This is a genomic window from Vibrio sp. OY15 (assembly GCF_000742455.1).
Lineage (GTDB): Bacteria > Pseudomonadota > Gammaproteobacteria > Enterobacterales > Vibrionaceae > Vibrio > Vibrio alginolyticus.
The window spans coordinates 25,625-51,853 of the sequence record NZ_JPIL01000026.1 but is presented as its reverse complement, the minus strand read 5'-3'; the positions used below and the strand labels follow the sequence as shown (position 1 = coordinate 51,853).

The following is a 26,229-nucleotide window of genomic DNA, read 5'->3' as shown; positions in this document are numbered from 1 at the left end:
ACTCTTCAATTTAAGATTTTGTCGGCTCAATGAATACTGAACATTACATAAAGCAATGTTTGAATTGACTGTGCTGAGTCCGAAGACTCAATGGTCACTTCGTTTCATTGAAACCTAATTTGATACCGAAGTATCGAATTGGATTATCATCAACGAGTGCCCACACAGATTGATAGGTCTATATTGTTAAAGAGCAACTCTTCTTTGTGATTGACATCACTTCGGAAGAGGCGGCCATTCTAGCGAGATAATTTATTGTGTCAAACACTTTCTTCAAATTATTTCGTTTTTCTTTTCAGCCTTATCAACTTCGCTTAACCCCTTGTGAGGCCTTGCCCTGTCGACGAGGAGGCATTATAGAGATCGCGCTCACATTGGCAAGTGTTATTTTTCAAAAATTGCAAAAATAATGGTTAAACGATGAGTTTTCGATCAAACCTTTATTTATTCAACTTTACCCCAAACTCTCACACAACTTATCCACAGAGTTGTTCTTTGAGGCGTGTTTTTTCAAGTACCATAAATAAAGAAAGCTGCTTTATTGCAGCTATCTTTATTAAACTTAACCTAAACTCTATTTAAAGAGCATTATGGCTATATGCCAGACCCATCTTGTTCAGAGCCATCATCTTCGTGTAGGCCACATTCTCGCTTTAAGCCAAAGAATCGAGTTTCTTCCTCTGACATTCCCGGCTCCCATTTACGAGTGGTATGTGTATCACCAACTGAAAGGTAACCTTCATCCCACAATGGGTGGTATTTAAGGCCGTGTTGTTCTAAGTAGTAATGAACGTCTTTATTAGTCCAATCAATTACTGGTAGAAATTTAAACACACCGTTCTGAATTGATAGAATCGGTAAACCTGCACGAGATTTACTTTGCTCTCGACGCAGTCCAGAGAACCACGTTCCAACATTAAGCTCTTTTAACGCTCGACGCATCGGCTCAACTTTATTGAGCTTGTTGTATTTTTCAATTCCCTCTACGCCTTGCTCCCATAATTTTCCATATCGAGCTTCTTGCCAATTCGCACTTTCCTTGGCTCGATAAACTTTTAAATTTAGGTTGAGAGCATCTGTCAGCTCATCGATAAATCGGTACGTCTCAGCAAACAGGTAACCAGTATCGGTTAGAATGACGGGGATGTCCGCTTTGGCGCGAGTAACTAAATGAAGCATAACCGCGGCTTGAATACCAAAACTAGAAGAAACCGCGAACTCGCCTTCTAGATTATCTAAAGCCCACGCTACTCTCTCTTGTGCTGAAAGCTTTTCGAGCTCGACATTAATTTGAGCAAGACGGAGGATTTGCTCCGTCTTTGTTAATGTCAGTAACTCTGTGAGCTCCAGCTTGGATGCTACAGAATCAAGCATGAAAGTCCCTCTTTGATACGAGCACTTCTTGGATAATGCCAGCACGAATAGTGAAATCGCCAAAGGCTTCGCCTTCTTCACGCTCTTTCGACCATCGAGCCACCAGCAGATCAATCTCTTCTAAGATTTGCTTATCCGTGATGTTCTCTTTATACATTTTAGGTACTCGAGTACCAGCACGGTTACCACCTAGGTGCAAGTTGTAACGACCCGGCGCTTTGCCAACTAGACCAATTTCAGCCAACATTGCGCGACCACAACCATTTGGACACCCAGTTACACGCAAAATGATGTTGTCATTTTCTGGTAGGTTGTGCTTCTCCAGAATCCCCTCCACATCAGTAACAAACTGAGGAAGGAAACGTTCAGCTTCTGCCATCGCTAGCGGACAAGTTGGAAAAGCAACACACGCCATTGAGTTCTTACGCTGTTCACTTACGCCGTCGTCCATTAAGCCATGTTCACGAGCGATCTTTTCAATTTTCGCTTTTTCGTTTTTAGGTACACCCGCAACAATTAGGTTTTGGTTCGCTGTCATGCGGAAATCGCCTTTGTGGATTTTGGCAATTTCAGCAACACCCGTCTTAAGTGGTTTACCTGGAAAGTCTAATAAGCGACCGTTTTCGATGAAAAGCGCTAAATGATATTTACCATCAATTCCTTCTACCCAGCCAATACGGTCACCACGTTCTGTGAATTCATATGGACGGCTTTGCTCAAACTTAACACCAGCACGTTTCTCGACTTCCGCTTTAAAGACATCGCTACCTACACGATCCAATGTGTATTTGGTTTTTGCGTTCTTACGGTTTGAACGGTTACCCCAGTCGCGCTGAGTTGTTACTACAGCTTCGGCAACATCAAGTGTCTTGTCCAGCGGAATAAAGCCAAAGTCGTCAGCGCGGCGCGGATAAGTTGATGTATCGCCATGCGTCATCGCTAAGCCGCCGCCGACCAGGACGTTAAAACCAACCAGCTTGCCGTTATCTGCAATCGCTACGAAGTTGAGATCGTTAGCGTGTACATCTACGTCATTTTGCGGTGGGATAACCACTGTGGTTTTAAACTTACGTGGTAAGTAGTTCTTGCCTAGAATCGGTTCGTCTTCTTCCGTGCTTTCTACTTTTTCACCGTCTAGCCAAATCTCTGCATAAGCGCGTGTTTTCGGAAGCAGGTGTTCACTGATTCTCTTCGCCCATTCGTAAGCTTCTTGGTGTAACTCTGACTCCACTGGATTAGTGGTACACAACACGTTACGGTTTACATCACCCGCGGTTGCAATCGAATCAATACCAATACTGTTGAGCGTTTGATGCATCAACTTAATATTCGGTTTTAATACCCCATGAAACTGGAACGTTTGGCGAGTCGTCAGACGAATACTTCCATATAAAGAGTGCTCCGTTGCGAACTTGTCGATCGCTAACCATTGCGTTGGCGTGATGATGCCTCCAGGCATACGAGCACGAAGCATCACATTATGTAATGGTTCCAGTTTTTGCTTTGTGCGTTCATTACGGATATCACGATCGTCTTGTTGATACATACCGTGGAAACGAATTAACTGGAAGTTGTCGGCAGTAAAGCCACCAGTAATACGGTCCTGTAAATCTTGCTCAATGGTGCCACGTAATAAGTTGCTTTCTCGCTTCAGGCGCTCGTTATCAGATAGCGGCCCTAACTCTTCACCTAATACAACCTGCTTATTATTGTCCGTAGAAAAAGTCATTAGTACACATCCCTCTGATAACGTTTCGCTTTACGTAGGTCATTAATAAATTGTTCTGCATCGTCACGCGGCATCTTGCCTTCTTGTTCAGCAACGATAACCAATGCGTCGTGCACATCTTTTGCCATACGCGTTGCATCACCGCAGACATAGATATAAGCGCCTTCTTGGATCCACTGCCACACTTGAGCTGCGTTTTCTAAGATGCGATGTTGTACGTAAACCTTTTCTACTTGGTCACGACTAAAGGCAACATCCAATCGGCTTAGTACTCCTGACTTGAGATACTTTTGCCATTCCACTTGGTACAAGAAGTCTTGAGTGAACGTGCGATCACCAAAGAACAACCAGTTTTTGCCTTCAGCATCGCGGTTTTCACGCTCCTGAATAAAGCTACGGAATGGTGCGATCCCTGTGCCAGGACCAACCATGATAATTGGAGTGCTATCATCTTCCGGCAGTTTGAAGTTGTTGTTATGCTCAACAAATACTTTAACTTCACCCCCCTCTTCGAGACGCTGTGCTAAGAAACTAGACGCACCACCATATCGTTTTTCGTCGTTTTGTTCGTACTCAACCAAAGCAACCGTTAGGTGTACTTCTTCATCGACCTCTTCTTGGCTTGATGCAATAGAGTAAAGGCGTGGAGTAAGGCGACGAAGCAAACCAATCAATTCATCTGCGGTTAACTTGGTTTTCTTTTCTGCCAGTACATCAACGATTTGAGTATTTGCAGAGTACTCGCGAAGCTTATCTTTATCTTCAACTAACTTTTGTAGCTTCTTGCTACCGGATAACTCGGCAAACTTTGTGATGAGCTGCGGGTTAGATGTTGTGATTTCATATTTACTCACAAGAGCACTATGGATTGACAAGCTTTCACCATCAACGTCAACAGTCTCAACCCCAGACAAACCGACCTTACCAAGAATGGCATTTGCAAGTTCCGAGCTATTTTCAAACCACACACCTAGTGCATCACCAGGCTGATACGTTAAGCCCGAGCCTTCTAAGTCGATTTCTATATGACGAACGTCTTTTCCAGAGTCACGGCCCGTGATTTTTTGACTGGTCAGTAACGTCGCAGTGTACGGATTTTGTTTATTGTAAGGAGAGTGCGCAGTCGCAGCTTGACCCACAGGAAGTTGAACCACATCCGCTTCAGAGCCAGAAGACAGTGTATCTTTTACCTTGTCTAACGCATTCTTACGCCATTCAGTTGCAGGGGCTTCATAATCCACATCGCAATCAAGACGCTCGATAAATGGAGTCGCGCCTAGCTTTGATAGGTAAGTGTCGAAGTCTTTACCGGTCTGACAGAAGAACTCGTAGCTAGAATCTCCCAATGCAATAACACCATATTGCAGGTTTGGCAGCTTTGGAGCCTTCTTCGATTGCAAAAACTCATGTAGCTCAATGGCATTGTCTGGCGCTTCGCCTTCGCCGTTAGTCGATGCCACAATAATGACATGCGTTTCTTTGGCTAAGTTTTTACCTTTGTAATCGCTTGCATCAAAAAGTTCGACTGCAATTCCTTCTGCTTTTGCTTCCTGTTCCAGAGCTTCAGCAACACCTTTAGCATTGCCCGTTTGGGAAGCAAAAATAATACTCAACTTACCTGCTGGCTTCGCTGATACGGCTGCAGTTGCTTGTGCAATTGGCGTTACCGCTGTGTTTGGTTGATTTTGAGCTAATCCCCAAAAATACCCACTGACCCAAGCAAGTTGCTGTGGAGACAACTCAGAGACAGTTTGTTGGAGTGAGCTAATTTGTTGGTCATTCAGAGGGCTTGCGATTGGAGGATTTCCTCCTTGCCCATTATTATCTTCAGACACATTCTTGTGAGAATACTCATTCTTTTGAAAAGACATTATCACGACATCCCTATTCATTGCGTGACGATAGAGTACCCACTCTCCTTAATAACAAGAAAGAATAGAAGTGAATGTTTTATAACTTTTTGGAAGTAAGAACGGCTTACTTTTTGCTCATCGATCTTCAATGCGGACTTGTTGAAAGCCTACTGCCATTGCCGATTTTGACGCAGTATCCAAATCTTCATAAAGACATTCTTCGCCGTGACTGTCCGTTAGAAAAACAAAACCACCGCGCGCATGTCTGAACTCTACAACCCAACCACCCTCTTGGATTGCAGGCTCAATAATCGCTTCGATAAGCTGATTTTCACGGAATAGATGTCTTAGTTCATTTATTGTCATCGCTATCCCTGCTTTAACTTTCACATTGCTCCTGGGTAAGCATGGTCTAAGTCAGCCAAATAGGGAGAAATTTCGATTAGATATAATGAAGTGATATAAAAAAACGCCGCTTATAAAGCGACGTTTTAAGTAAATCGAGTATCTAACATGGCTGAATTTAGAACGCGTATTCCGCACTCACAAAGAAGCCGTTAGCAAAAATAAACTCTTTCCCTAGATCCGACATGAATTTATCGGACTCTAAATCAATCACACGGTAACCTCCACGAAAAGCCAGTCGAGCTTTTTCGAGCGGTACATTGTATTGTACACCTGCCATGAAATCGGTGCTTTTGATACCTTTGTTGTCACCAAAGTTTATCTCACCAATCACATCAAAGTTTGTATCCGGAACTTGAATTTCTGCGTAACCATACCAAGCCCAAATCAGCTCATCAAATTCTTCTACACGCCTGCTTGAGCCAGCATCAATGTATTTAGTGTCACTTAAATTACTTAACGTGAGACCCGCATCAAAGTGCAATAAATCATGCTCTAGAACGTGGTAATACAAGGTTAAATCGAGCTTATCGAACCCCATGTAATCCGCATCAACACTTGAGTAACGAAGGCGCGCATTAGGGACGTATTTAACATCATGTTCAATCGCCGCGTAAAAAGTGCCCGCGGTACTGCTATCTCGTCTCACTTCATTAACTTTAGTGTCGGCAGCCCATACCTCTGCGCCGACTTTTGTCGATACAGAGTACTCTGCAAAAACAGGAAAAGATACTGCCAACGATAATGCCGTTAAAGCGATGTTCGCTTTATTTGTCATGTAGTATTTACTCCGAGATAGCTGATATTCACGTAGAGGACGTGGGAGGAAATATACCATATTCTCACGCCTCTCCATCAACTAAATGATGTTACTCATTATTTATAGCGGGGCTGAGCGACGTAATTCTTGAAGAACCAAATACCCAATGCAATCACGATTAACCATGGTAATAGTTTGAGTACCGCTCCAACCATTCCCAGTAAAAACATCACAACTAACGCAATACCAGTTGCTGCGAATACGGTCATCATTGTGATACCCGTAACCAACAAGGTCGCCGCAAAGACTAAAATAAAGATTAGCTCCAACATAATCACTTCTCCATTTGTTTTCAATAAACAGAGCAGTTTCCATACCAACTTATAGAGAAGAATTTAAGATTATGATTTTTAATAAAAAAACAAAACCAGAGGCATTTCTGCACTCTGGCTTTATCATTCTTTAGTTGGTAATTTTAGCCATTCACTGGCGAATTTTACACATTCAATTCTTTTGGAATCTTAGCTAGCGCGTCTTGCAATACTTCTAGACCAGAACCTGGTTTGTGCGCATTTTCACTGATATGACGACGCCATTGACGAGCACCGGGCATGCTTTGGAACAAACCTAACATGTGGCGGGTAATATGACCAAGGTACGCACCTTTCGCTAATTGCGCTTCAATGTATGGGTACATCTCTTCAACAATTTCGCTGCGTTTCTTCACTGGAGCATTAGAGCCAAACAACTCTTGATCTACCGATGCCAGTAAATATGGGCTTTGGTATGCTTCACGACCAATCATCACACCGTCAAGATGCTGAAGATGTGCTTTTGCTTCTTCTAATGATTTCACGCCACCGTTAATCGCAATCGTTAGGTGTGAGAAGTCTTGCTTCAATTGGTAAGCGCGTGGGTAATCCAATGGTGGGATCTCACGGTTTTCTTTTGGGCTTAAACCACTTAACCAAGCTTTACGAGCATGGATAGTGAACTGCTCACAGCCACCCTTTTCTGAAACAATAGAAACGAAATCCGTTAAGAACTCGTAAGAATCTTGATCATCAATACCAATGCGAGTCTTGACTGTTACAGGGATATCGACCACGTCTTTCATTGCTGCGACACAATCCGCAACTAACTGCGGTTCAGCCATTAGGCAAGCACCAAATCGACCGTTTTGTACGCGGTCAGATGGACACCCCACATTTAGGTTAATCTCATCGTAGCCACGCTCTTGCGCTAGCTTGGCACACGTAGCCAAATCTGCTGGGTTTGAACCACCAAGTTGAAGGGCTAACGGATGCTCTTCTTCGTTATAAGCCAGGAAATCTCCTTTTCCATGAATGATCGCACCTGTCGTCACCATTTCAGTGTACAACAGGGTTTCTTTGGTCATTAAGCGATGGAAGTAGCGACAATGACGATCAGTCCAATCTAACATTGGTGCTACGGAGAGCCTGCAAGAATGAGTCATGATATAAACACCCGTTTTTATGTTGCCAAGGTCGAGCGCAGCAGTACGCTCAAAAAATAAGTCGGGTATTGTATACCCAAGCACCTCTGGGTGCTAGTTTCAGCGAGAATGATTTGGTTGGCTGACTAGCCAAGTGCTTAGGAATACGCAGAAGTAATACGAATCTGTCATTCGTTGATTCATTCTGTGATGATTATTCCGCCTTCACACCACCACCGACTTGCTTTAATTCATGATTTTCGTTCTGATAGTGGGTAAAATGAAGCATTTCTAAACGAACTTCGTATAGAAATGATTTATCATAGAGCACGTCCGATAGTTATGGTGAAAGGTTTGAACCCAACAATCATTGAACAAATTGAAAGTATCTGCGCAGAGCGTGGAGTACGACTGACTCCGCAACGCCGACGCGTATTTGAACTCATTTGTTCTAATCGCCGCGCCTCAAGTGCGTATGAGCTATTGGAGCAACTAAAAGAGAGTGAGCCTCAGGCTAAGCCGCCCACTGTTTATCGAGCATTAGATTTTCTCCTAGAGCAAGGCTTCATCCACCGAGTGGAATCGACAAATAGCTTTATTACTTGTTGTTCTTTCAATACTCAGCAGCACTTTTTCCAATTACTAATTTGCGATAAATGTGGTGATGTCGTTGAACTCGAAGATGAGACGCTGATATCCTTGTTAGCCGAAAACGCCGAGAAGCATGGATTCAAACTGACCAACCAAGTTATTGAAACTCATGGTGAATGCCAGGCCTGTTCCTCCGAGACGAAAGAAAAAGTATAGAAGAACGTTATGCGCGCTGAATTTGTAAACCCGTTTTTAGCTTCTTTAATGAACGTGCTAAAAACTATGGCTTCTCTTGAGCTGAAGCCACAAAAACCGCGAATCAAAAAAGATGAGATCGCACGAGGTGACGTTTCTGGTCTGATTGGTATGGTAGGCCCACAAACTCGTGGTTCAATGTCGATCACCTTTGATGAAGCACTCGCCCTAGAAATCATGCAGAACATGCTTGGTGAACGTCCAAATGGGCTCAATGAAGAAGTGACCGATATGGTGGGTGAGATCACCAACATGGTTACTGGTGGTGCGAAACGCATTCTGGCGGAAAGTGGTTTTGACTTTGATATGGCAACACCGGTTGTGGTTTCGGGCCGAGGTCATACGATTCGCCACAAGTGTGAAGGCTCAATTATTATCATGCCTTTCTCTTCCCAATGGGGAAATGCCTTTATCGAAATTTGCTTCGAATAAAAGAGAAAAAATAGGTTGGCACTGGCCAACCTATTTTGTTTTTGCCTCAGGCAATAAAAAGGTCAGCATTTGCTGACCTTTTCTTTATCTATTCAAACATTAAGCTTTGAACGCTTTAAATGCGTTGATTAGACCGTTTGTTGAGCTGTCATGCGAGCTGATTTGAGACTCGTCTGCAAGCTCAGGTAGGATTTGGTTAGCCAGTTGTTTACCTAGCTCCACGCCCCACTGGTCAAAGCTGAAGATATTCCAGATAACACCTTGTACGAAAATTTTGTGTTCGTACATTGCGATCAAGTTACCTAGCGTACGAGGCGTGATTTGCTTCACTAGAATAGAGTTTGTTGGACGGTTACCTTCAAACACTTTGAATGGCGCAATCGCTGCCACTTCTTCAGCATTCTTACCTACTTTCACCAACTCTTCTTTCACGGTTTCTTCATTTTTACCAAACGCTAGAGCTTCAGTTTGCGCGAAGAAGTTAGACATCAGTTTTTGGTGATGATCGCTAGCTGGGTTGTGGCTAATTGCAGGTGCAATGAAGTCACATGGGATAAGCTTAGTACCTTGGTGAATTAGCTGGTAGAACGCGTGCTGACCGTTGGTACCTGGTTCACCCCAAATGATTGGGCCAGTTTGGTAAGTTACAGCATTGCCGTCACGGTCAACGTATTTACCGTTTGATTCCATGTTACCTTGCTGGAAGTACGCCGCGAAACGGTGCATGTACTGATCGTAAGGCAGAATAGCTTCTGATTCCGCACCGTGGAAGTTGTTGTACCAAATACCGATAAGCGCAAGGATCACAGGGATGTTGCTTTCTAGATCTGTTGATACAAAGTGCTTGTCCATCTCGTGAGCGCCATCAAGCAGCTCAACGAAGTTGTCGAAACCTACTGCTAGTGCAATTGATAGACCGATCGCAGACCATAGTGAGTAACGGCCACCAACCCAGTCCCAGAATTCAAACATGTTCGCTGTATCGATACCAAATTCAGACACGGCTGTCGCGTTTGTTGAAAGCGCAGCAAAGTGTTTAGCCACATGAGCCTGATCACCCGCAGATTCTAGGAACCAATCACGAGCAGTGTGCGCGTTAGTCATGGTTTCTTGCGTTGTAAACGTCTTAGACGCGATCAAGAATAACGTCGTTTCTGGGTTAACTTTCTTCAACGTTTCAACGATGTGTGTACCATCAACGTTAGATACGAAGTGAAGGTTTAGATGATTTTTGTATGGCGCTAGAGCTTCCGTCACCATGTAAGGGCCAAGGTCAGAACCGCCGATACCGATGTTCACAATATCAGTAATTGCTTTGCCTGTGTAACCTTTCCATTCACCGCCGATAACGCGCTCAGTGAATGATTTCATTTTTTCTAGAACCGCGTTCACTGCTGGCATTACGTCTTCGCCGTCTACCATAACTGGAGTATTAGCGCGGTTACGTAGTGCAGTGTGAAGAACAGCGCGACCTTCTGTTTGGTTGATCGCTTCACCACTGAACATCGCTTCAATTGCAGATTTCAGCTCGGTCTCTTTCGCAAGAGCAAACAGGTGCTTCAGAGTTTCCTCATTGATGAGGTTCTTTGAGTAATCGACTAGGATGTCTGAGCCGAAACGTGCAGAGTATTTGTCGAAACGCGCTGCGTCTTGAGCAAACAGCTCTTTAAGATCCATATCTTGTGCAGATTCGAAATGCGCCGTTAGCGCTTTCCAAGCTTGTGTTTGCGTTGGATTGATATTTTTCAACATGGTCTTTATCCCGATGTTACAGTAGGTTCCATTCCTTACAGTCTAGCGAAAACTGTGGAATCCCCGATTTAGCAAATAGAATATAAATTAGATGTTTGGGCAAATTGCCACAAAACAAGTCTTTGTAATTTTTTTTCAGGCGCCAATTATGACCGAGAGCTTTTACACTCACATTGAGTTAGGTCACGTTCCCTGCCCTGAAATTGAACAATTCATTTACGATGACAAGAATCATATCATTTACTAATGACAGGCTCTAATTGGAATAGGATAGACGCCAATTTATAAATTTCCAAAGGAACACGTATGTGGGCACAAAAAACACTGCAATTAAAAGCGAGAAGCCGCGGTTTTCACCTGATAACTGATGAAATTGAACAACAATTACCACAAATAAACGAACTTTCAGTAGGTTTATTACACTTATTTATTCAGCACACCTCCGCCAGTTTGACCTTAAATGAGAATGCTGATCCAACCGTGCGTATGGACATGGAAGCGCACTTCAATAAGTTTGTGCCAGAGCGTGCTCCTTATTATCAGCACACCTATGAAGGTGACGACGACATGCCGGCACATATTAAAGCATCACTGCTTGGCAGTAGTGTGACGGTACCAATCCAAAATGGTCGATTAGCTTTAGGAACATGGCAAGGTATTTACTTGGGTGAGCATCGAGACTTTGGTGGCGGCCGCCGCGTTATTGCTACGATTAACGGTGAGTAGATAAAACAAAGGCTAACCTTGGGTTAGCCTTTCGTTGTTTATTTTGAGTATTCCATCTCGACGCGAGGCGTTAGCTTAGTCACGAGTTCATACGCAATCGTACCAATGTGACCCGCTACTTCTTCTACTGGGAGCTCTTTCCCCCAAAGAATCGCTTCGTCGCTGACTTTATCCGTTGCGTCTGGTCCCAAATCGACCGTCAGCATATCCATGGAAACTCGACCTGCAATAGGTACTTTACGGCCATTAACCCACACCGGCGTACCGTTTGGAGCACTTCTTGGGTAACCGTCGCCATACCCTACAGCAATGACACCAACTTTTGTATCTCGCTCACTGGTCCAAATACCACCGTAGCCAACACTTTCACCTTTCTTCACTTCACGTACCGCAATAAGGTGGGATTTAAGTGTCATGACAGGCTGATACCCAAGATCTTGCGCCGTTTTGTCATCGAATGGCGACACACCATACATGATAATACCCGGACGAACCCAATCTAAATGGCTTTGAGGCCATGCCAATAACCCCGCAGATGCCGCCAGTGAACGTTCCCCTTGGCAACCAGAAGTCAACGATTTAAACAGCTCAATCTGTTGTGGGGTAATATCGCTATCCAGCTCATCTGCACAGCCAAAGTGGCTCATGTAACGCAACGGTTTCGCTACATTTGGACACTCCTTCAGCCGCGTTACAAACTCGTCATATTGTTCAGGACGAACCCCAAGGCGGTGCATGCCACTGTCAATCTTCAGCCACACGACAACCGGAGTTTCAAGGTCTGCTTGCTCCAAGGCGATAAGCTGCTCTTCACAGTGCACCACAGTTTGGATGTTGTTCGTCACAAGAACAGGTAAGTCACCAGGAGAGTAAAAACCTTCTAGCAATAGAATCGGCTTTACTACTCCACAAGCGCGCAGTTGCAATGCTTCTTCAATACGAGCCACACCAAACGCATCCGCATGGTTAGCATGTTTTGCGACATGACGTAATCCGTGACCATAACCATTGGCCTTGACGACAGCCATCACTTTACTTTGTGGCGCTTGAGCTTTTACGCGCTGTAAGTTGTGCTGCAACGCAGACAAATCAATGCACGCCTTGGCCGCTTTCATATAGCTCATGGGATTACTCATCATCAATATCGAATGCAGGACCCGCGTAGTTGTCGAAACGCGAATGTTGACCTTGGAAAGTGAGGCGAACAGAGCCGATAGGACCATTACGCTGTTTACCAATAATGATTTCGGCCGTACCTTTGTACGGACTATCTGGGTGATAAACCTCATCACGGTAGATGAACATGATCAAGTCGGCATCCTGCTCGATGGAACCGGATTCACGCAAGTCCGAGTTTACTGGTCGTTTATCCGCACGTTGCTCTAGGGAACGGTTTAGCTGCGACAGTGCCACAACAGGCACATTTAGCTCTTTTGCCAGCGCCTTAAGAGAGCGAGAGATCTCAGCAATCTCAAGAGTACGGTTATCGGTTAACGAAGGCACGCGCATCAACTGAAGGTAGTCAACCATGATCATCGACAGACCGCCATGTTCACGAGCGATACGGCGAGCGCGCGAACGCACTTCGGTCGGAGTTAGACCAGAGCTATCATCAATGTACATATTCTTCTTCTGCATCAGGATACCCATAGTAGAAGAAATACGCGCCCAATCTTCGTCATCTAGCTGACCCGTACGGATCTTGGTTTGGTCAACACGAGACAAAGAGGCCAACATACGCATCATCAACTGTTCAGCTGGCATCTCTAACGAGAAAATAAGTACGGGCTTTTCTTGTTGCATGGCCGCATTTTCACACAAGTTCATCGCAAAGGTCGTTTTACCCATCGATGGACGCGCTGCGACAATCACCAAATCAGAGCCTTGCAAACCTGCGGTTTTCTTATTGAGATCGGTGAAACCGGTATCGACCCCCGTAACACCATCTTGTGGCGTTTTATACAACAACTCGATACGTTCTAACGTCTTTTCGAGGATGTTGTCGACGTTTTGTGGTCCTTCGTTTTCACTAGTTCGAGACTCGGCGATAGCAAAAACTTTACTCTCCGCCATGTCTATTAAATCTTCAGAACTGCGACCTTGAGGGTCATAGCCCGCGTCCGCAATTTCATTCGCGACACCAATAAGGCCACGAACAATCGCACGCTCAGCGACAATATCAGCATACGCATTGATGTTAGCTGCACTTGGCGTATTCTTCGCCAAGTCAGCGAGGTAAGCAAAACCGCCTACATCTTCTAACAACTCGTGACGCTCTAGATATTCCGATAAAGTAATAAGATCGAGAGGTTTACCCGCTTCAAGAATGGTTTTTACACCTTCAAAAATCAGGCGGTGTGGACGACTATAGAAATCACTGCTCACAACACGTTCGGCAACGGTGTCCCAACGTTCATTATCCAGTAAAAGACCACCAATTACTGATTGCTCGGCTTCTAGTGAGTGAGGTGGCACTTTGATTGCGTCGACCTGACTGTCTGAAGGTTTGCGATTTCTGTTTTCCGCCATGACTTTGCTCGATAACTACTATTGACCCACGATTATAACCTTAACCTAACTGAGATGCTTCCCCGAAGCGACAATTACTTGTTAAGAAATCATCATGTGAACCACCCAGGTAATAGCCTGGTTCTTCCGCCTAGCTCTAATAAAAATTAACCTACCATTGACCCAACCAAATATCTGTATCAGTATCATGCCCCTCCTTTTTGATTACGTTCGAGGTTGATGTGTCCCGATACTGGTTACTTAGCTTTAGCCTACTGTGCGCTAGTGCATCGTATGCTGACGAATCAGTACAGCCAGAGCAAAATATTGATGTACCCGACCCACTAAAAACCGAGGTGGAGTTCGGCTATCAAGCTCACACAGGTAACACGGACTCTCGTTCCCTGAATGCTCGTTTGAGTGCTGAATATACGTCAGGTCGACACCGTTCTAATGGTGAATGGAAGTACTACAACTTGTACAAAGACGGTGAAGAAGACAAACGCTCATCCACCTACTCCCTACAGAGTGACTACAAGTTAGGCCCTAAGACATATTTGTATGGCAGCTTTAAAGGGGTGGATTCTCGCTACAGTGCTTATTTTAAAGACTATACGTTGTCAGGTGGTTTGGGTTACCAGTTCTCCTACACTGAGAACTTCATTTTAGAGGTAGAAGTAGGCCCTGGTTTTCGCTATCAAGAGCCAAACTTAGACGAAATAGATGATGACGATATTGTCTTTCCCGATATCGTTAGAGAAGGCATTTTTCGAGGAAATATCAACACAACTTGGCATGCGTTGGATAATTTAAGTTTCGCAGCTGATATTACGTTGGTAACAGGTAGAAGTAACACACGTACTGATAGTGAACTCAGTGTAACCAATGATATTACTGAAGATATCGCACTGAAACTGGCGCACTCTCGTCAGTATCACGATAAAGTGCCTGAAGGCTTAAGCAAAGCGGACAGCGTATTTTCCGTTAATTTACTTTTCGCTTTTTAACCCTTTTTCTCTCAGTTTTAGAAATAAAAAAAGCACCTCCGAGGAGGTGCTTTTTAGTATTTCGTCTTGATACTGAATTACTCAGCAGCAACAACTTGTAGGTTAACTGTCGCGAAAACTTCAGAGTGAAGTTGAACGCTGATCTCGAACTCACCAGTGTTACGTAGAGCACCTTCAGGAAGGCGAACTTCGCTCTTAGCAACTTCAACGCCTGCAGCTGTGATAGCGTCAGCGATGTCACGAGTACCGATAGAACCGAATAGTTTGCCTTCGTCACCAGCTTTAGAAGCGATAACTACCGCTTCTAGAGCGTTAACTTTCTCTGCGCGAGCTTCTGCAGCAGCTAGTTGCTCAGCAACTTTAGCTTCTAGTTCAGCACGACGAGCTTCAAACATTTCAACGTTAGCTTTAGTTGCCATAACTGCTTTACCTTGTGGGATAAGGAAGTTACGAGCGTAGCCAGATTTAACGTTTGCAGTATCGCCAAGACCACCTAGGTTACCAATTTTATCAAGTAGAATAACTTGCATTGCTTAATCCTCTTTCTTAATAAAATGAACCGATTACTGATGCTTGTCAGTGTACGGTAGTAGAGCTAGGTAGCGTGAACGCTTGATAGCACGTGCTAGTTGACGCTGGTACTTAGCGCTTGTACCAGTGATACGGCTAGGTACGATTTTACCAGCTTCAGTGATGTAGTTTTTAAGAGTTGCTACGTCTTTGTAATCAATCTCTTGTACGCCTTCTGCAGTGAAACGGCAGAATTTACGACGACGGAAGAAACGAGCCATGGGCTATCTCCTGATCTTAAATTTGAGTAATGTTGTCGGCGTGTAACACTAATTTTCCCACGCCATTTCGGCCGGTTTGATAAGTGACAAAACCACTTACCTTAATGTTACTGCCTTGAACTAAATTCTGAGTTAGTGCTTGTGACCCAAGCCCGCTGACGACTACCGGCATACGACAATAAACTTGTCGAGGTAAGTCAGCTTCGATAATAGTAGAGCGATGCTCCAGCCAAAACCGACAGTGTTCAATGCCACCAGGGCTTTTACTACGAATGGGCGGTTTGGCAATGGTGCCGCTCAGCTCCATTCGATTGGCCATAAGAAAACTTACTCAGCAGCTTCTGACTTAGCTTCAGGCTTAGCTTCAGAACGCTCTTCACGACGTGGAGCACGCTCTTCTTTTTGCTTAAGCATGATAGATTGCTCAGTGATCGCTGCTTTAGTACGCATGATCATGTTACGTAGAACTGCATCGTTGAAACGGAAAGCAGTTTCTAGCTCATCAATTACAGCTTGGTCAGCTTCAACGTTCATAAGAACGTAGTGAGCTTTGTGAAGCTTGTTGATTGGGTAAGCCAGTTGACGACGGCCCCAGTCTTCTAGACGGTGGATTTTACCGCCAGCTTCAGTGATTGAACCAGTGTAACGCTCGATCATGCCAGCAACTTGCTCGCTTTGATCTGGGTGCACCATGAATACGATTTCGTAATGACGCATTGGTTGCTCCTTACGGATTATTCAGCTTCCACAAATGGCTCAGTCGTCCAGAGGAAGCAAGGAACTAAAGATAATTGACTGAGTTTAAGGAGCACGAATAGTACAGAAAGGGCGTAAAATAGGCAAGTGATTATTTGCTCAGCGCAGTGGATATTTAATTTCTTCTAATACTAGAAAACACAAAGGCTGCCAACAAGCTGGCAGCCTTTAAAATCAGCGTGTTATTGCGCTGGCTTATCGGTGCTTATTTAACTTCAGCCAGTTCAGCGCGCATTTGATCGATCACTTGTTTGTAATCTGGCTCACCGAAAATCGCCGAGCCTGCAACAAACATGTCTGCGCCCGCTTCTGCAATTTCACGAATGTTGTCAACCTTCACACCGCCATCGATTTCTAAGCGGATATCACGACCAGACTCGTCAATCATCTTACGAACGGCACGCAGTTTATCTAGTGTATGAGGAATGAATGATTGACCACCAAAACCAGGGTTTACCGACATCAGTAGAATCATGTCGACTTTATCCATAATAAATTCAAGACTTGCAAGTGGCGTTGCTGGGTTTAGTACCACACCAGCCTGACAGCCGTGCTCTTTAATTAACTGCAGTGTACGGTCTACATGATCAGAAGCTTCTACATGGAACGTAATCATCGACGCACCCGCTTTTGCGAAATCAGGAATAATACGGTCAACGGGTTTCACCATTAGGTGAACATCGATTGGCGCTGTGATGCCATAATCGCGTAGTGCTTTACACACAGGCGCACCAAAAGTCAGGTTTGGTACATAGTGGTTATCCATAACGTCGAAATGCACCACATCCGCACCCGCTGCGAGTACTTTTTCTACATCTTCACCGAGACGAGCAAAATCTGCCGATAAAATGGATGGAGCAATAAGAAAATCTTTCATACCTGACCTCAGTAGTAATGAGCAAACAATCTGCGCGCAATTCTACCGAAGCCAGTGGGGAGATCCACTATTTAGATATAATAGTGTGAGAATTAAGAGTTTGATTTATCCATGTCTGGGGCATGAAAAAGCGCAAGTAGCTCATCAACTTTATTACGACCGTTACCATTACGGCTAATGGTACGCTTTACTTTTACCACATTAAGATCCGCACCGTGATACAACCGACGTGTCAAGGTAGTGTCGTGGTTAGAAATCAACACAGGAATGCCACGTTCAGTCGCTGTTCTTTCAGCAATGTCGGCTAATGCAGCTTGGTCGTCCAACGTGAAACCATTACCTGCGTATGAGGTGAAATTTGCCGTATTTGAAAGCGGCGCATAAGGTGGATCGCAATACACGACGCTCCCTTTGCGCGCACGACGAAATGTTTCAGGATAACCTTCACAAACGAACGTAGCTTTTTTGGCTTTTTCTGCAAAAAACTCCAGTTCCGCCTCAGGGAAATACGGTTTTTTGTAAGAGCCAAACGGTACATTGAAGCCACCTTTTTTGTTGTAACGGCATAGGCCATTAAAACCAAAGCGGTTCATGTACAAAAACGCTAAAGAGCGGTACATCACGTCATCGGTTTTATTAAATTCAGCGCGAATGTGTAGGTAGGCTTCTTTGCGGTTGTTCTCAGCGACAAACCAACGCTTCGCTTCAGAGATATACTCTTCAGGGCGTTCTTTCAGCAGGTTGTACAGATTGATCAAATCTGGATTGATATCTGCAAGTAGATAATGGTCATAATCGGTATTCAGGAACACTGAGCCCGCACCAACAAAAGGTTCAACTAGCTTTCGAGCCGGCGGCAAATGACGTTGGATGTCTTCAACCAGTCCGTATTTTCCTCCTGCCCATTTAAGAAAGGCTCGTTGCTTTTTCATCTACTGCTCTATCTATCGACCAAAAATTAAGGCTGCGGAATGTAACATATTTTTCAGGGAAGCTCAGGTTTATTTCACTCGTTCAATTTCACGGTGAACCTGACGGAGTGATTTTGCCCAAGGACTCACCGACTTAACCGAATCTGGCAAGCTTGCGACGGCATCACGAGCCATTTGAATTGTCGGATAATCTTGATATGTGATGATATACCACTCGGTGTCATTACGAACGGTAGGATAAATTCGCACTTGATTATTCAGTTGATGCTCATTGAGAAAGGATTGTACATCTTCCATTGAGGTCATAGCTGCGAGTTGTAAAGTATAAGCTCTTGGCGATAGCGCTTTTAGTTCTTCACGAGCAAATGAAAACTTCACAACAGGTTGGTTTGCCTCACCCTCTTCTGACTGAGCAGGTGCTTGCGTCATATCTTGATTCGGTTTTACGACTTTAATCAAAGGGGAGCTAGTTTCATCGGCGGTTTCTGTCTTCTCAGTACCTACGACATCATCAATCGCTTTTGTGTCTGCTGAATCAGCTTTACCTTCAAGCAATGCATCGACCACATTCGACTCAATCACCACTCTTTGTTGATTGTCATCACTGCCTACGCTCGCTACTTCTTCTGTCACAGCTGGCGGTAATGAATCAGAATCATCAACCGCACCAGACTTATCAAGACTGCTAGAGCCATCGGTTACAGGTTGCAGTGAAGACTGCGCTGCACTGACTCCTGACTCTTCAAAAGTTGGAATAGCCGTTTGCTCTAAACTGCCAGCAATTTGCTGCGCTTTATCATCAGGACTTGGTTGACTAAGCATCCACCAATAGCCACCAGCAGCAAGCAACAGTAAGACTAATACCACCAACGCAATATTCAGGGGTGAACCGACAATCGAGCGGATAATGATCCTTTTTTCCACTTTCATCTCTCCTAACGCCATGATGTCACCCGGTACTGGGTCGACTTTTTTAAATGCATCTCGAACCCGTTTCTCAGACTCATCATCGACGTAGCGCGCAACAAGTGACTCAAAGAAACGACGAGCTTCCACTTCGGACAACATATCAATATCAAGCTCAACAGGCTTTATCTCTTGTCCATAACTGAGACGTGCTAGCAAACCGTCTAAACGTCCAGACTGTGTAAACAGTAAGACATTGATGGTCCAATTTGGCTTATGGTGCGCCTCTAAGACCAGCATCCAAAGCTCAGAGATAAGTGTCTCACTCAATAAATGCGCATCATCTACAACAATTGCAATGTCACACGCCTCATCACCTAAAAGCCTTTCAAGGCTATCAAGTAAAGGCTCTTGCTGATTAAACAATGCGTCTGAAACCAGTTGACTCAAAATAAGGACGCGATGCTGCACATCGTCTTGATTAGAATGACAAAGTAACAAACATTGATTCTTGTTACTGGCACCCACTTCAAGGTATCGCTGCGCTAACCAAGATTTCCCGTACCCATCATGACCATTAATCGCAATTAGATTGGAACCAAAGTTAGTCAGTAGACCTAATCTATCAAGCAACTCGATTTGAGAATCTAATTCCAGTACGTGAGCAACACTCATCTAATAACCTTAATACACTACAAGAATGACGCCCAAAGGCGCCATTACAAGGTTAAATATCGCGACCGAAGTCTATTGCCTGTTTGAGTACGTCTTGTGTCGTATCAGCAATTACCTCGGCAGTGCCAATGCCTGTAGGCAAAACCAATCGTAATTGACCAGAGAGGACTTTCTTATCTCGCATCATGTGCTTGATGAAGTCATCGAAATTCATACTGTCTGGAGTATGCACAGGCAGTTTTGCACGACGCAAAATCGCAACAATACGCTCAAATTGCTCTTCCGAGATCAGACCGCGTAGATGCGACGTTTTGGCCGCCATAACAGTGCCGGAAGATACCGCTTCACCATGCAGCCAATTGCCATAGCCAAGTTCCGCTTCAATCGCATGACCAAAGGTGTGACCTAAGTTAAGCAAAGCACGGATGCCCGACTCTTTCTCATCCTGAGCCACCACTTCCGCTTTTATTTCACAGCAACGTGCGATCGCATAAGTTAGTGCTTCTTCATCCAACGCATACAAGCGCTCAAGATTGTCTTCTAACCATACAAAAAAATCTGCATCGTAAATAATGCCGTACTTAATGACTTCGGCGATACCCGCAGCGAACTCACGTTCAGGCAACGTCGACAGGCAGTTGGTATCAATGATCACTGCTTTAGGTTGGTAAAACGCGCCTATCATGTTCTTACCCAACGGATGGTTAACCGCGGTTTTTCCACCAACCGAAGAGTCCACTTGGGATAGTAATGTGGTCGGTATTTGAATAAAGTCGACCCCACGCTGGTAACAGGCAGACGCAAAACCCACAAGATCGCCAATAACACCACCACCTAACGCGATGATCACAACATCACGAGCATAACTCCCTTCCAGTAAGAAGTTCATTACTTGATTAAATACATCCAAGTTTTTGTACTGTTCACCGTCAGGCAATTCTAACAAGGATGCACTACAACCGAGCTGCTCGAGTTGCTTTAAAATTTTGTCTGCATACAAAGGTGCCACTGTGACATTACTGATCACAACAACTTTTTGTTTTGCATTTTTGTTTGAGAGAACTTGAGAGAGGTACGCCGGGTCCTCAAATAACCCGGCGCCAATAGAGATTGGGTAGCTACGCTCAGCTAGGTTGACCGTAATCCGTTCCATCGGTTTGCTCCAATTAAAAAAAAGATAAAGACTTATCTCTCTTCTAGCATTTTTACGATCTGGTTGGCTACCACTTTTGCACTTTGATCGTCAGTGCGAACAGTGTAATCCGCTACTTCTTCATATAAAGGATTACGTTCTTCAGCTAATTGCTCCAGTACTTCGCGAGGGTTATCCGTTTGAAGTAAAGGACGCTTCTTGTCGCGGTTTGTACGCGCAAGTTGCTTTTCAATCGTCGTTTCTAAGTAAACAACAACACCACGTGCCGAAAGACGATTGCGGTTTTCTTTGCTCTTAACAGAGCCACCGCCAGTCGCAAGCACGATGCCTTGCTCTTGTGTTAGGTCTTCAAGTACCGCTTCTTCACGCTTGCGGAAGCCTTCTTCACCTTCTACATCAAAAACCCAAGAGATGTCTGCACCAGTGCGTTCTTCGATCACTGTATCGGAGTCAACAAACTCCATATGCAGTTGCTGTGCTAGATGTCTACCAATTGTACTTTTGCCGGCGCCCATTGGGCCAACAAGGAAAATATTACGTTTCTCAGCCATGTTTAGCAGTAATTTACAACATTGATTCAATAAGATCGCCACAAGAAAACACAGCTAAACTGCTGTTCTACAAGGCTTGTGGCACCAGTTCCTCACAGATAATTCGTGATAAGACCCGAAATTATCCAAGCATGGTGCCACTATTGCAACTTTATTTTTGATTTAATCAGTTTTTCCCGAGACAGAACTACTGAATCACCACCTTAGGCGTGACGAAAATTAACAGCTCACTTTTGCCAACATTTTCATAGCTTCGACGAAAAAGCGCACCTAATAGCGGCAGATCGCCCAACAAAGGCACTTTGTCCACCGAGTTAGTAATGCTGTGCTGAAAAATACCACCAAGAACGACCGTTTCACCATTATTCACTAACACTTGCGTCCCGATACGTTGAGTATCAATCGCAACAGCTTCACCAGTGCCTGTCTTCACGACTTGTCCAGGTCTATCTTGCGTGACACTTAAATCCAACACTAAGCGGTTATCCGGTGTGATTTGCGGGGTCACCTTCAAACTTAATACCGCCTTTTTGAACGTCACCGTCGTTGCACCACTTGATGATGACTCTAGGTAAGGAATCTCTGTACCTTGTTCGATATAGGCTGGTTTCTTATTGGTAGTGATCAAACGTGGGCTCGAGATAATCTCAGCTTTAGACTCTTGTTGCAGCGCAGAAAGTTCCAAATCAAGTAGTGTGTCTGATCCTAACTTCGCAACTTGGAAAGCAAGACTGGTCGCATTCGGGCTGGTTGCAGCTAAGTTTACATTTAGGAAGTCATCGATCCCCACTCCATCACCGTCACCACCGTCGTCGCCCCCTTCTCCATTATAAAGACCGATCGTGGCGAGGTTGTTCTCAATAGAACCGCCCACTGTATTACTGCCATTAATAGATGTAAAACCCCAACGAATCCCTAACTCGTCCATGTTACCTTCATTGATGGTCACAATACGCGCCTCAATTTGAACCTGTTTAACTGGAATATCCAAAGACTCAATAATTTCTCGAATCACCTCGATGTTTTCAGGTAACTCTCTAATCAATAACGAGTTAGTTCGCTCATCAATGGTCATACTGCCGCGCTCTGACAGCATGCTGATATTTCCTTCTCCATTGATCATCTCCGCAATATCTGATGCTTTAGCAAAATTAACTTTGATGATTTCAGATGAAAGCTCTCCCATTTCTTCCGTCAATTTTTGTTTTTCTAACTGCTGCTTCTCACGCAAGTCCAACTCATCAGTCGGAGCAACTAAAATCACGTTGCCATCAACACGCTTATCTAACCCCTTAACTTGCAAAATAATATCCAGCACTTGCTGCCAAGGGACACCATCAAGACGAAGCGTGAGGTTGCCTTCTACAGAGTCGGAGACAACCAAATTGAATTGGTTGTAATCAGCAATAAGCTGCAAGACGTTTCGCACAGGAATATCTTGGAAGTTAATCGAAATAAGCTTACCTTCTCTTTCTAAAATGCTTTTATCTGGGGCTTTCTCATTGGGTTTGATCTTCGCTACTTTGATTTCCAAAAAACGCCCCGTTAAACGGTAATCATGCATGTATTCTTCATTGATGTGCGCAACCAAGCGCGTAGTTGAGGTATAGCGAAACACTTCTACGCTCTCAACCACAGTCGAAAAGTCTTTCACGTCTAGGAGATACAATTGCTCGTCTTTTACTGAAGTGTTAAGCAAATCGATACTTAACCCTTCCTGTACACGCTTGATATCTACAATCGCGGCCGGTGACGCCAATTCGACGACAATCACGGCGTCTTTATCTTTATTAGTTCGAAAGTCGATACTTTTTAGGGCATTGGACGAAACTTCTTCAGCTGCCGCTAAAGGGGCTAAAAATACAAACAACCATAAGGAGAAGAGCCCAGTAAGTATCCTTGGTGTACGTGTTAATCCTTGTCTCATTTTCATTACTCAATATCAAAAATAAATGGGGCTATCTCAAAGCCAACTTAACTTTACGTTTTTGCCAACATCCTAAGCCGTCGGGCAACGTTTCATTAATCAACAAGTAGGAGTGGCTGACATGGGTCACTTTGCCATTATTGCGTCCGAGGTATTGACCCGGCTTAACTTTATAGACGGTGCCATTGGGAGCCTGAACAAGGCCAGAAACCGTGTTATCCATGCCCATGACACCTTTCAAACGTAATTGGCTTAATGGGAATTTTTCTAATTTACCAGTTCGCCTTCTTGAGGGCGGTTGCCAACAATCTTTTCTTGCAACTGGCTGAGTCGCGATAGTGGCTTCTTTGGGTAATTCAAAGGGTGCACGCTGTACTTCCGGTGCGTACGTGACTGCAACATATTTGTCTGCGGGCTTAAGCTTCTCGACCTCTCGACGCGCCTGTGTTTCCACTCCTCGAATAAAATCCGTCAATGATTCATCATTCGCCTGGCAACCCATCAATAGAGAACCCATCAGTACCAGCAACAAAGACTTACTTGTCATTTTTCGTCTCCTCCGGCTTAAACTGATAGGTGTTAGCGCGCACCCGAAAGTGCAGGGTTTCACTCTCTTGGCTGACACGTTGCCAAGTCACATCTTTAAACGTGATGATTCGAGGTAGCGTCGCTATCGCCTGAGAAAAATGGCCGATGTCATGAAAGTCGCCCGTTAACTCTATGTTTAAAGGAAGACGATAAAGGAAGTGCTCTGATTGTTTTTCGCCCCAGTCGATTCGGGTGAAAGTCAGCTTATTGTCGATGCCAAGCTCATTCACTGAAGCGAGCATTGTAGCCAGCTCTTTTTGCGCAGGCAGTTGTTGCAGTAATAACTCGTAACGAGTGGTAAGTTCATCCAATTGAGATTGAAGCTGAGGCAACGCTGCCACTTTGTTCGCTTTGATCTTCAATGCCACCTTGAGTGTCTGCTCCTGCTGGATCAAGTGATTCAACTGTTCTTCTTTCGGTTTAAGGTAAAACCAATAACCTAAGCCTTGAATCGCCATGATCAGAAGCGCGATTACTACAATCTGGGGCAACAATGGCCACTCGGCCATTTCATCTATTTCGAGATCCTGCCAATCAACCACGTTGAGCCTCCAATTTCTTCTCCGTTACTTTGAACATGAAAGACACTTTGAATGTTTGAAACTCTTTCCCAAAACGGGCTTTGCCGTGAACGATGGAATGCATTTCTACGTCGTTCAACTTGGCCGAGCGCTCCATGTTGTCCAGCATCGTGGCAAGTTTTGGAGTGCTATCTGAGATCCCAGAGATCTCAATTTCCAGATCATTCATTTTGATCTTGTCGACATATACACCTTCAGGGATAACGGCAGGCATTAAGTTCATGAACTCGGTCGTTTTGTTTCGTCCGTTTTGTAAACCTTCAACGACCTTTAGACGTTCGAGGATTTTGCTGTGCTCTTGCTCTGCAATTTTCATTGCTTCAATACGCTGGTCGAGTTCGGCAATGTAGTGAGTGAGGTAATCGAGCCGCTCCTGTTGTTGATCTTGTTGGTACTCAAAAAACTTTCCAATACCCCACTGGATGCCAACAGCGACCAACATGCCTAATGCGACCAAACTGATGAAACGACGTCGGTGCTCTTCTCTTTGATTCTCTCGCCAAGGAAGTAAATTAATGCGATAAAGCACGGGCACCTCCTAGCCAATGAATGCCACGAACGGCCAGTCCGGCTGCTGTTGAGAAATGCTGCCAATCCACAGCGCGACGCTTACGCTTAGACACCTTCATCTCAAATAGCCCTAGCGGATTTAGCAATTCACACTCTAACGACAATTGTTGAGACAACTCCTCTGCGAGCATGGGAGTGGAGGCCCCTTCCCCTGATAACCAGATACCCTTGATGTTTTGTGAGCCATTGATTGAGGTATAGAGCTGCATCTGGCGCTTTACTCGCTCTACGATTTGACGGTTAAACAGCTCTGTTTTCTCCTGAGCATCATCGGACAGAAAATCGACTGGAGAAGCGCTGTTTGCTCCGCGTGTGCCGTAAGCAAACTCTTTGTGAAACAGTTCACCTTGTTCGGTAAACATGGTGAAGGAGCTCGATAAGGTGCCAATATCGAGTAAGCAGTATTTGTTTTTGTCAGGAAAGCGATCGGCGGTGAGCTTCCAGATATGACCAAGGCTTTGCGAATGCACGTCCACTAAAACAGGTTTTAGTCCGGACTTTTGTAATGCATCGACTCGGCCTTCTACCACATCTTTTCTTGTCGCAAACACTTGATAGCTATCACTGCCACTCTGCCCGCCCTCCGCGAGAAGACGAACGAAGTCTAAACTCAGCTCTTCGACAGGGAATGGCGATTGATGAGAAAAGGCTTGTATCACTGCAAACTCAACTTCACTCTCTTCAAGATTTTGTTCTATTTGCAGTTTCTTGCTAATTACCGAGTTATCAGGAACTGAAATCGCAACTTTTTTAGCGCCAAAAGGCAGTTCTTTTTTTATCTGCTTGAGGGTCTTTACAATTTCTTGATGATTTATGGTGTTATTTTCAGCGACAATACCTTCCTTTAGTAATATTTCTTTGTAACCCAACAGAGCGTAATTGTTGCCTGTGGGTTTAAGTACTACGGCTTTGAGGCTGTTATGGCCTATATCGATGCCGGTAACGATTAGCTTATCCATCTCTTACTCTCGCTCCGAAATTTCTTCGTGCAAAGGTTGTTATTAGCATCCAAATAAGAGTTAATATCTCTTATGTGCTAAATTTTTGACCTAAGAGTACAAGGGTTTGCCGTTA

At 44.5% G+C, this 26,229-nt stretch carries 28 protein-coding genes; 4 read left to right on the top strand and 24 right to left on the bottom strand.

What is annotated here, in order from left to right:
• Positions 1 to 594: 594 nt before the first annotated feature.
• The 7 genes from IJ23_RS21535 to dusA form a co-directional block, all read right to left on the bottom strand.
• The gene (locus IJ23_RS21535) at positions 595 to 1,374 is read right to left on the bottom strand and encodes a phosphoadenylyl-sulfate reductase (protein WP_005382748.1); all 780 of its coding nucleotides are present in this window, start codon (positions 1,372 to 1,374) and stop codon (positions 595 to 597) included.
• Entirely contained in the window at positions 1,367 to 3,103 is a 1,737-nt protein-coding gene (gene cysI, locus IJ23_RS21530; RefSeq protein ID WP_033907310.1) for an assimilatory sulfite reductase (NADPH) hemoprotein subunit, read from the bottom strand. The genes IJ23_RS21535 and cysI overlap by 8 nt, the downstream gene beginning before the upstream one ends.
• Complete coding sequence (locus IJ23_RS21525) at positions 3,103 to 4,974, bottom strand: assimilatory sulfite reductase (NADPH) flavoprotein subunit (RefSeq protein WP_033907309.1); 1,872 nt, start codon at positions 4,972 to 4,974, stop codon at positions 3,103 to 3,105. The genes cysI and IJ23_RS21525 overlap by 1 nt, the downstream gene beginning before the upstream one ends.
• A gap of 117 nt (positions 4,975 to 5,091) precedes the next feature.
• Complete coding sequence (locus IJ23_RS21520; RefSeq protein WP_005381264.1) at positions 5,092 to 5,322, bottom strand: hypothetical protein; 231 nt, start codon at positions 5,320 to 5,322, stop codon at positions 5,092 to 5,094.
• 157 nt (positions 5,323 to 5,479) lie between these two features.
• Positions 5,480 to 6,139 carry a TIGR04219 family outer membrane beta-barrel protein gene (locus IJ23_RS21515; RefSeq protein ID WP_033907308.1) on the bottom strand — a complete coding sequence of 220 codons (660 nt, stop codon included), beginning with the start codon at positions 6,137 to 6,139 and terminating at the stop codon, positions 5,480 to 5,482.
• A gap of 98 nt (positions 6,140 to 6,237) precedes the next feature.
• Entirely contained in the window at positions 6,238 to 6,453 is a 216-nt protein-coding gene (gene pspG, locus IJ23_RS21510) for an envelope stress response protein PspG (protein WP_005381266.1), read from the bottom strand.
• A gap of 164 nt (positions 6,454 to 6,617) precedes the next feature.
• On the bottom strand, positions 6,618 to 7,598 hold the full coding sequence (dusA, locus tag IJ23_RS21505; RefSeq protein ID WP_017821727.1) for a tRNA dihydrouridine(20/20a) synthase DusA: 981 nt from the start codon (positions 7,596 to 7,598) through the stop codon (positions 6,618 to 6,620).
• Between the two features lie 321 nt (positions 7,599 to 7,919).
• Between dusA and zur the strand changes: the two genes are divergently transcribed.
• Positions 7,920 to 8,384, top strand: coding sequence for a zinc uptake transcriptional repressor Zur (gene zur / locus IJ23_RS21500; RefSeq protein ID WP_005381268.1), 465 nt, complete (start codon positions 7,920 to 7,922; stop codon positions 8,382 to 8,384).
• 9 nt (positions 8,385 to 8,393) lie between these two features.
• Complete coding sequence (locus tag IJ23_RS21495; protein ID WP_005381269.1) at positions 8,394 to 8,855, top strand: chemotaxis protein CheX; 462 nt, start codon at positions 8,394 to 8,396, stop codon at positions 8,853 to 8,855.
• A 99-nt stretch (positions 8,856 to 8,954) separates the two neighbouring features.
• Here the strand turns inward: IJ23_RS21495 and pgi are convergent, their stop codons facing one another.
• Positions 8,955 to 10,607 (bottom strand): glucose-6-phosphate isomerase, encoded by a 1,653-nt coding sequence (gene pgi, locus IJ23_RS21490; protein ID WP_005381270.1) that lies wholly within the window; start codon positions 10,605 to 10,607, stop codon positions 8,955 to 8,957.
• A 306-nt stretch (positions 10,608 to 10,913) separates the two neighbouring features.
• On the opposite strand from pgi, the gene IJ23_RS21485 reads away from it, so the two are divergent.
• Entirely contained in the window at positions 10,914 to 11,333 is a 420-nt protein-coding gene (locus tag IJ23_RS21485; protein WP_005381271.1) for a secondary thiamine-phosphate synthase enzyme YjbQ, read from the top strand.
• A 38-nt stretch (positions 11,334 to 11,371) separates the two neighbouring features.
• Here IJ23_RS21485 and alr read toward each other — a convergent pair whose 3' ends face one another.
• Entirely contained in the window at positions 11,372 to 12,448 is a 1,077-nt protein-coding gene (gene alr, locus IJ23_RS21480; RefSeq protein ID WP_031777284.1) for an alanine racemase, read from the bottom strand.
• Between the two features lie 13 nt (positions 12,449 to 12,461).
• Complete coding sequence (locus IJ23_RS21475) at positions 12,462 to 13,862, bottom strand: replicative DNA helicase (protein WP_005382759.1); 1,401 nt, start codon at positions 13,860 to 13,862, stop codon at positions 12,462 to 12,464.
• Positions 13,863 to 14,083: 221 nt separating this feature from the next.
• On the opposite strand from IJ23_RS21475, the gene IJ23_RS21470 reads away from it, so the two are divergent.
• Positions 14,084 to 14,848 carry a DUF481 domain-containing protein gene (locus tag IJ23_RS21470; RefSeq protein WP_005381276.1) on the top strand — a complete coding sequence of 255 codons (765 nt, stop codon included), beginning with the start codon at positions 14,084 to 14,086 and terminating at the stop codon, positions 14,846 to 14,848.
• A gap of 77 nt (positions 14,849 to 14,925) precedes the next feature.
• Here IJ23_RS21470 and rplI read toward each other — a convergent pair whose 3' ends face one another.
• The 14 genes from rplI to pilM all read right to left on the bottom strand — a co-directional run bounded on the left by rplI (position 14,926) and on the right by pilM (position 26,114).
• Positions 14,926 to 15,378, bottom strand: coding sequence for a 50S ribosomal protein L9 (gene rplI, locus IJ23_RS21465; protein ID WP_005382760.1), 453 nt, complete (start codon positions 15,376 to 15,378; stop codon positions 14,926 to 14,928).
• A 33-nt stretch (positions 15,379 to 15,411) separates the two neighbouring features.
• The gene (gene rpsR / locus IJ23_RS21460) at positions 15,412 to 15,639 is read right to left on the bottom strand and encodes a 30S ribosomal protein S18 (protein ID WP_000090472.1); all 228 of its coding nucleotides are present in this window, start codon (positions 15,637 to 15,639) and stop codon (positions 15,412 to 15,414) included.
• A gap of 16 nt (positions 15,640 to 15,655) precedes the next feature.
• Positions 15,656 to 15,958, bottom strand: coding sequence for a primosomal replication protein N (gene priB, locus IJ23_RS21455; protein WP_005381298.1), 303 nt, complete (start codon positions 15,956 to 15,958; stop codon positions 15,656 to 15,658).
• Between the two features lie 8 nt (positions 15,959 to 15,966).
• Positions 15,967 to 16,356, bottom strand: a complete 390-nt coding sequence (rpsF, locus tag IJ23_RS21450) for a 30S ribosomal protein S6 (protein WP_005381299.1) — start codon at positions 16,354 to 16,356, stop codon at positions 15,967 to 15,969.
• 244 nt (positions 16,357 to 16,600) lie between these two features.
• Positions 16,601 to 17,272: a ribulose-phosphate 3-epimerase gene (gene rpe / locus IJ23_RS21445; protein ID WP_005381300.1), complete on the bottom strand. Its 672-nt coding sequence runs from the start codon at positions 17,270 to 17,272 to the stop codon at positions 16,601 to 16,603.
• A 92-nt stretch (positions 17,273 to 17,364) separates the two neighbouring features.
• Positions 17,365 to 18,204: a Dam family site-specific DNA-(adenine-N6)-methyltransferase gene (locus tag IJ23_RS21440; protein ID WP_005381301.1), complete on the bottom strand. Its 840-nt coding sequence runs from the start codon at positions 18,202 to 18,204 to the stop codon at positions 17,365 to 17,367.
• Between the two features lie 69 nt (positions 18,205 to 18,273).
• Complete coding sequence (locus IJ23_RS21435; RefSeq protein WP_033907307.1) at positions 18,274 to 19,785, bottom strand: SPOR domain-containing protein; 1,512 nt, start codon at positions 19,783 to 19,785, stop codon at positions 18,274 to 18,276.
• 52 nt (positions 19,786 to 19,837) lie between these two features.
• Positions 19,838 to 20,938 (bottom strand): 3-dehydroquinate synthase, encoded by a 1,101-nt coding sequence (gene aroB, locus IJ23_RS21430; RefSeq protein ID WP_005381318.1) that lies wholly within the window; start codon positions 20,936 to 20,938, stop codon positions 19,838 to 19,840.
• A 32-nt stretch (positions 20,939 to 20,970) separates the two neighbouring features.
• Positions 20,971 to 21,489 carry a shikimate kinase AroK gene (gene aroK / locus IJ23_RS21425; RefSeq protein ID WP_005381319.1) on the bottom strand — a complete coding sequence of 173 codons (519 nt, stop codon included), beginning with the start codon at positions 21,487 to 21,489 and terminating at the stop codon, positions 20,971 to 20,973.
• 187 nt (positions 21,490 to 21,676) lie between these two features.
• On the bottom strand, positions 21,677 to 23,422 hold the full coding sequence (locus tag IJ23_RS21420) for a type IV pilus secretin PilQ (protein WP_033907306.1): 1,746 nt from the start codon (positions 23,420 to 23,422) through the stop codon (positions 21,677 to 21,679).
• A 25-nt stretch (positions 23,423 to 23,447) separates the two neighbouring features.
• Positions 23,448 to 23,963: a pilus assembly protein PilP gene (locus IJ23_RS21415; protein WP_005382766.1), complete on the bottom strand. Its 516-nt coding sequence runs from the start codon at positions 23,961 to 23,963 to the stop codon at positions 23,448 to 23,450.
• The gene (locus IJ23_RS21410) at positions 23,953 to 24,546 is read right to left on the bottom strand and encodes a type 4a pilus biogenesis protein PilO (protein WP_033907305.1); all 594 of its coding nucleotides are present in this window, start codon (positions 24,544 to 24,546) and stop codon (positions 23,953 to 23,955) included. Before IJ23_RS21410 ends, IJ23_RS21415 begins: the two co-directional genes overlap by 11 nt.
• Positions 24,539 to 25,114 carry a PilN domain-containing protein gene (locus IJ23_RS21405; RefSeq protein ID WP_005381323.1) on the bottom strand — a complete coding sequence of 192 codons (576 nt, stop codon included), beginning with the start codon at positions 25,112 to 25,114 and terminating at the stop codon, positions 24,539 to 24,541. Before IJ23_RS21405 ends, IJ23_RS21410 begins: the two co-directional genes overlap by 8 nt.
• The gene (pilM, locus tag IJ23_RS21400) at positions 25,098 to 26,114 is read right to left on the bottom strand and encodes a type IV pilus biogenesis protein PilM (protein ID WP_033907304.1); all 1,017 of its coding nucleotides are present in this window, start codon (positions 26,112 to 26,114) and stop codon (positions 25,098 to 25,100) included. Before pilM ends, IJ23_RS21405 begins: the two co-directional genes overlap by 17 nt.
• Between the last annotated feature and the right edge of the window lie 115 nt (positions 26,115 to 26,229).

Bases quoted from the DNA above. Each gene is read 5' to 3' on its own strand.
- IJ23_RS21420 (WP_033907306.1), bottom strand. From the start codon at position 23,422: ATGAAAATGAGACAAGGATTAACACGTACACCAAGGATACTTACTGGG.
- IJ23_RS21485 (WP_005381271.1), top strand. From the start codon at position 10,914: ATGTGGGCACAAAAAACACTGCAATTAAAAGCGAGAAGCCGCGGTTTT.
- priB (WP_005381298.1), bottom strand. From the start codon at position 15,958: ATGGCCAATCGAATGGAGCTGAGCGGCACCATTGCCAAACCGCCCATT.
- rpsF (WP_005381299.1), bottom strand. From the start codon at position 16,356: ATGCGTCATTACGAAATCGTATTCATGGTGCACCCAGATCAAAGCGAG.
- rplI (WP_005382760.1), bottom strand. From the start codon at position 15,378: ATGCAAGTTATTCTACTTGATAAAATTGGTAACCTAGGTGGTCTTGGC.
- pilM (WP_033907304.1), bottom strand. From the start codon at position 26,114: ATGGATAAGCTAATCGTTACCGGCATCGATATAGGCCATAACAGCCTC.
- IJ23_RS21475 (WP_005382759.1), bottom strand. From the start codon at position 13,862: ATGGCGGAAAACAGAAATCGCAAACCTTCAGACAGTCAGGTCGACGCA.
- IJ23_RS21535 (WP_005382748.1), bottom strand. From the start codon at position 1,374: ATGCTTGATTCTGTAGCATCCAAGCTGGAGCTCACAGAGTTACTGACA.
- pspG (WP_005381266.1), bottom strand. From the start codon at position 6,453: ATGTTGGAGCTAATCTTTATTTTAGTCTTTGCGGCGACCTTGTTGGTT.
- pgi (WP_005381270.1), bottom strand. From the start codon at position 10,607: ATGTTGAAAAATATCAATCCAACGCAAACACAAGCTTGGAAAGCGCTA.
- rpsR (WP_000090472.1), bottom strand. From the start codon at position 15,639: ATGGCTCGTTTCTTCCGTCGTCGTAAATTCTGCCGTTTCACTGCAGAA.
- IJ23_RS21435 (WP_033907307.1), bottom strand. From the start codon at position 19,785: ATGAGTGTTGCTCACGTACTGGAATTAGATTCTCAAATCGAGTTGCTT.
- cysI (WP_033907310.1), bottom strand. From the start codon at position 3,103: ATGACTTTTTCTACGGACAATAATAAGCAGGTTGTATTAGGTGAAGAG.
- aroB (WP_005381318.1), bottom strand. From the start codon at position 20,938: ATGGAACGGATTACGGTCAACCTAGCTGAGCGTAGCTACCCAATCTCT.
- rpe (WP_005381300.1), bottom strand. From the start codon at position 17,272: ATGAAAGATTTTCTTATTGCTCCATCCATTTTATCGGCAGATTTTGCT.
- alr (WP_031777284.1), bottom strand. From the start codon at position 12,448: ATGAAAGCGGCCAAGGCGTGCATTGATTTGTCTGCGTTGCAGCACAAC.
- zur (WP_005381268.1), top strand. From the start codon at position 7,920: ATGGTGAAAGGTTTGAACCCAACAATCATTGAACAAATTGAAAGTATC.
- IJ23_RS21520 (WP_005381264.1), bottom strand. From the start codon at position 5,322: ATGACAATAAATGAACTAAGACATCTATTCCGTGAAAATCAGCTTATC.
- IJ23_RS21515 (WP_033907308.1), bottom strand. From the start codon at position 6,139: ATGACAAATAAAGCGAACATCGCTTTAACGGCATTATCGTTGGCAGTA.
- IJ23_RS21415 (WP_005382766.1), bottom strand. From the start codon at position 23,963: ATGACAAGTAAGTCTTTGTTGCTGGTACTGATGGGTTCTCTATTGATG.
- IJ23_RS21440 (WP_005381301.1), bottom strand. From the start codon at position 18,204: ATGAAAAAGCAACGAGCCTTTCTTAAATGGGCAGGAGGAAAATACGGA.
- aroK (WP_005381319.1), bottom strand. From the start codon at position 21,489: ATGGCTGAGAAACGTAATATTTTCCTTGTTGGCCCAATGGGCGCCGGC.
- IJ23_RS21495 (WP_005381269.1), top strand. From the start codon at position 8,394: ATGCGCGCTGAATTTGTAAACCCGTTTTTAGCTTCTTTAATGAACGTG.
- IJ23_RS21525 (WP_033907309.1), bottom strand. From the start codon at position 4,974: ATGTCTTTTCAAAAGAATGAGTATTCTCACAAGAATGTGTCTGAAGAT.
- dusA (WP_017821727.1), bottom strand. From the start codon at position 7,598: ATGACTCATTCTTGCAGGCTCTCCGTAGCACCAATGTTAGATTGGACT.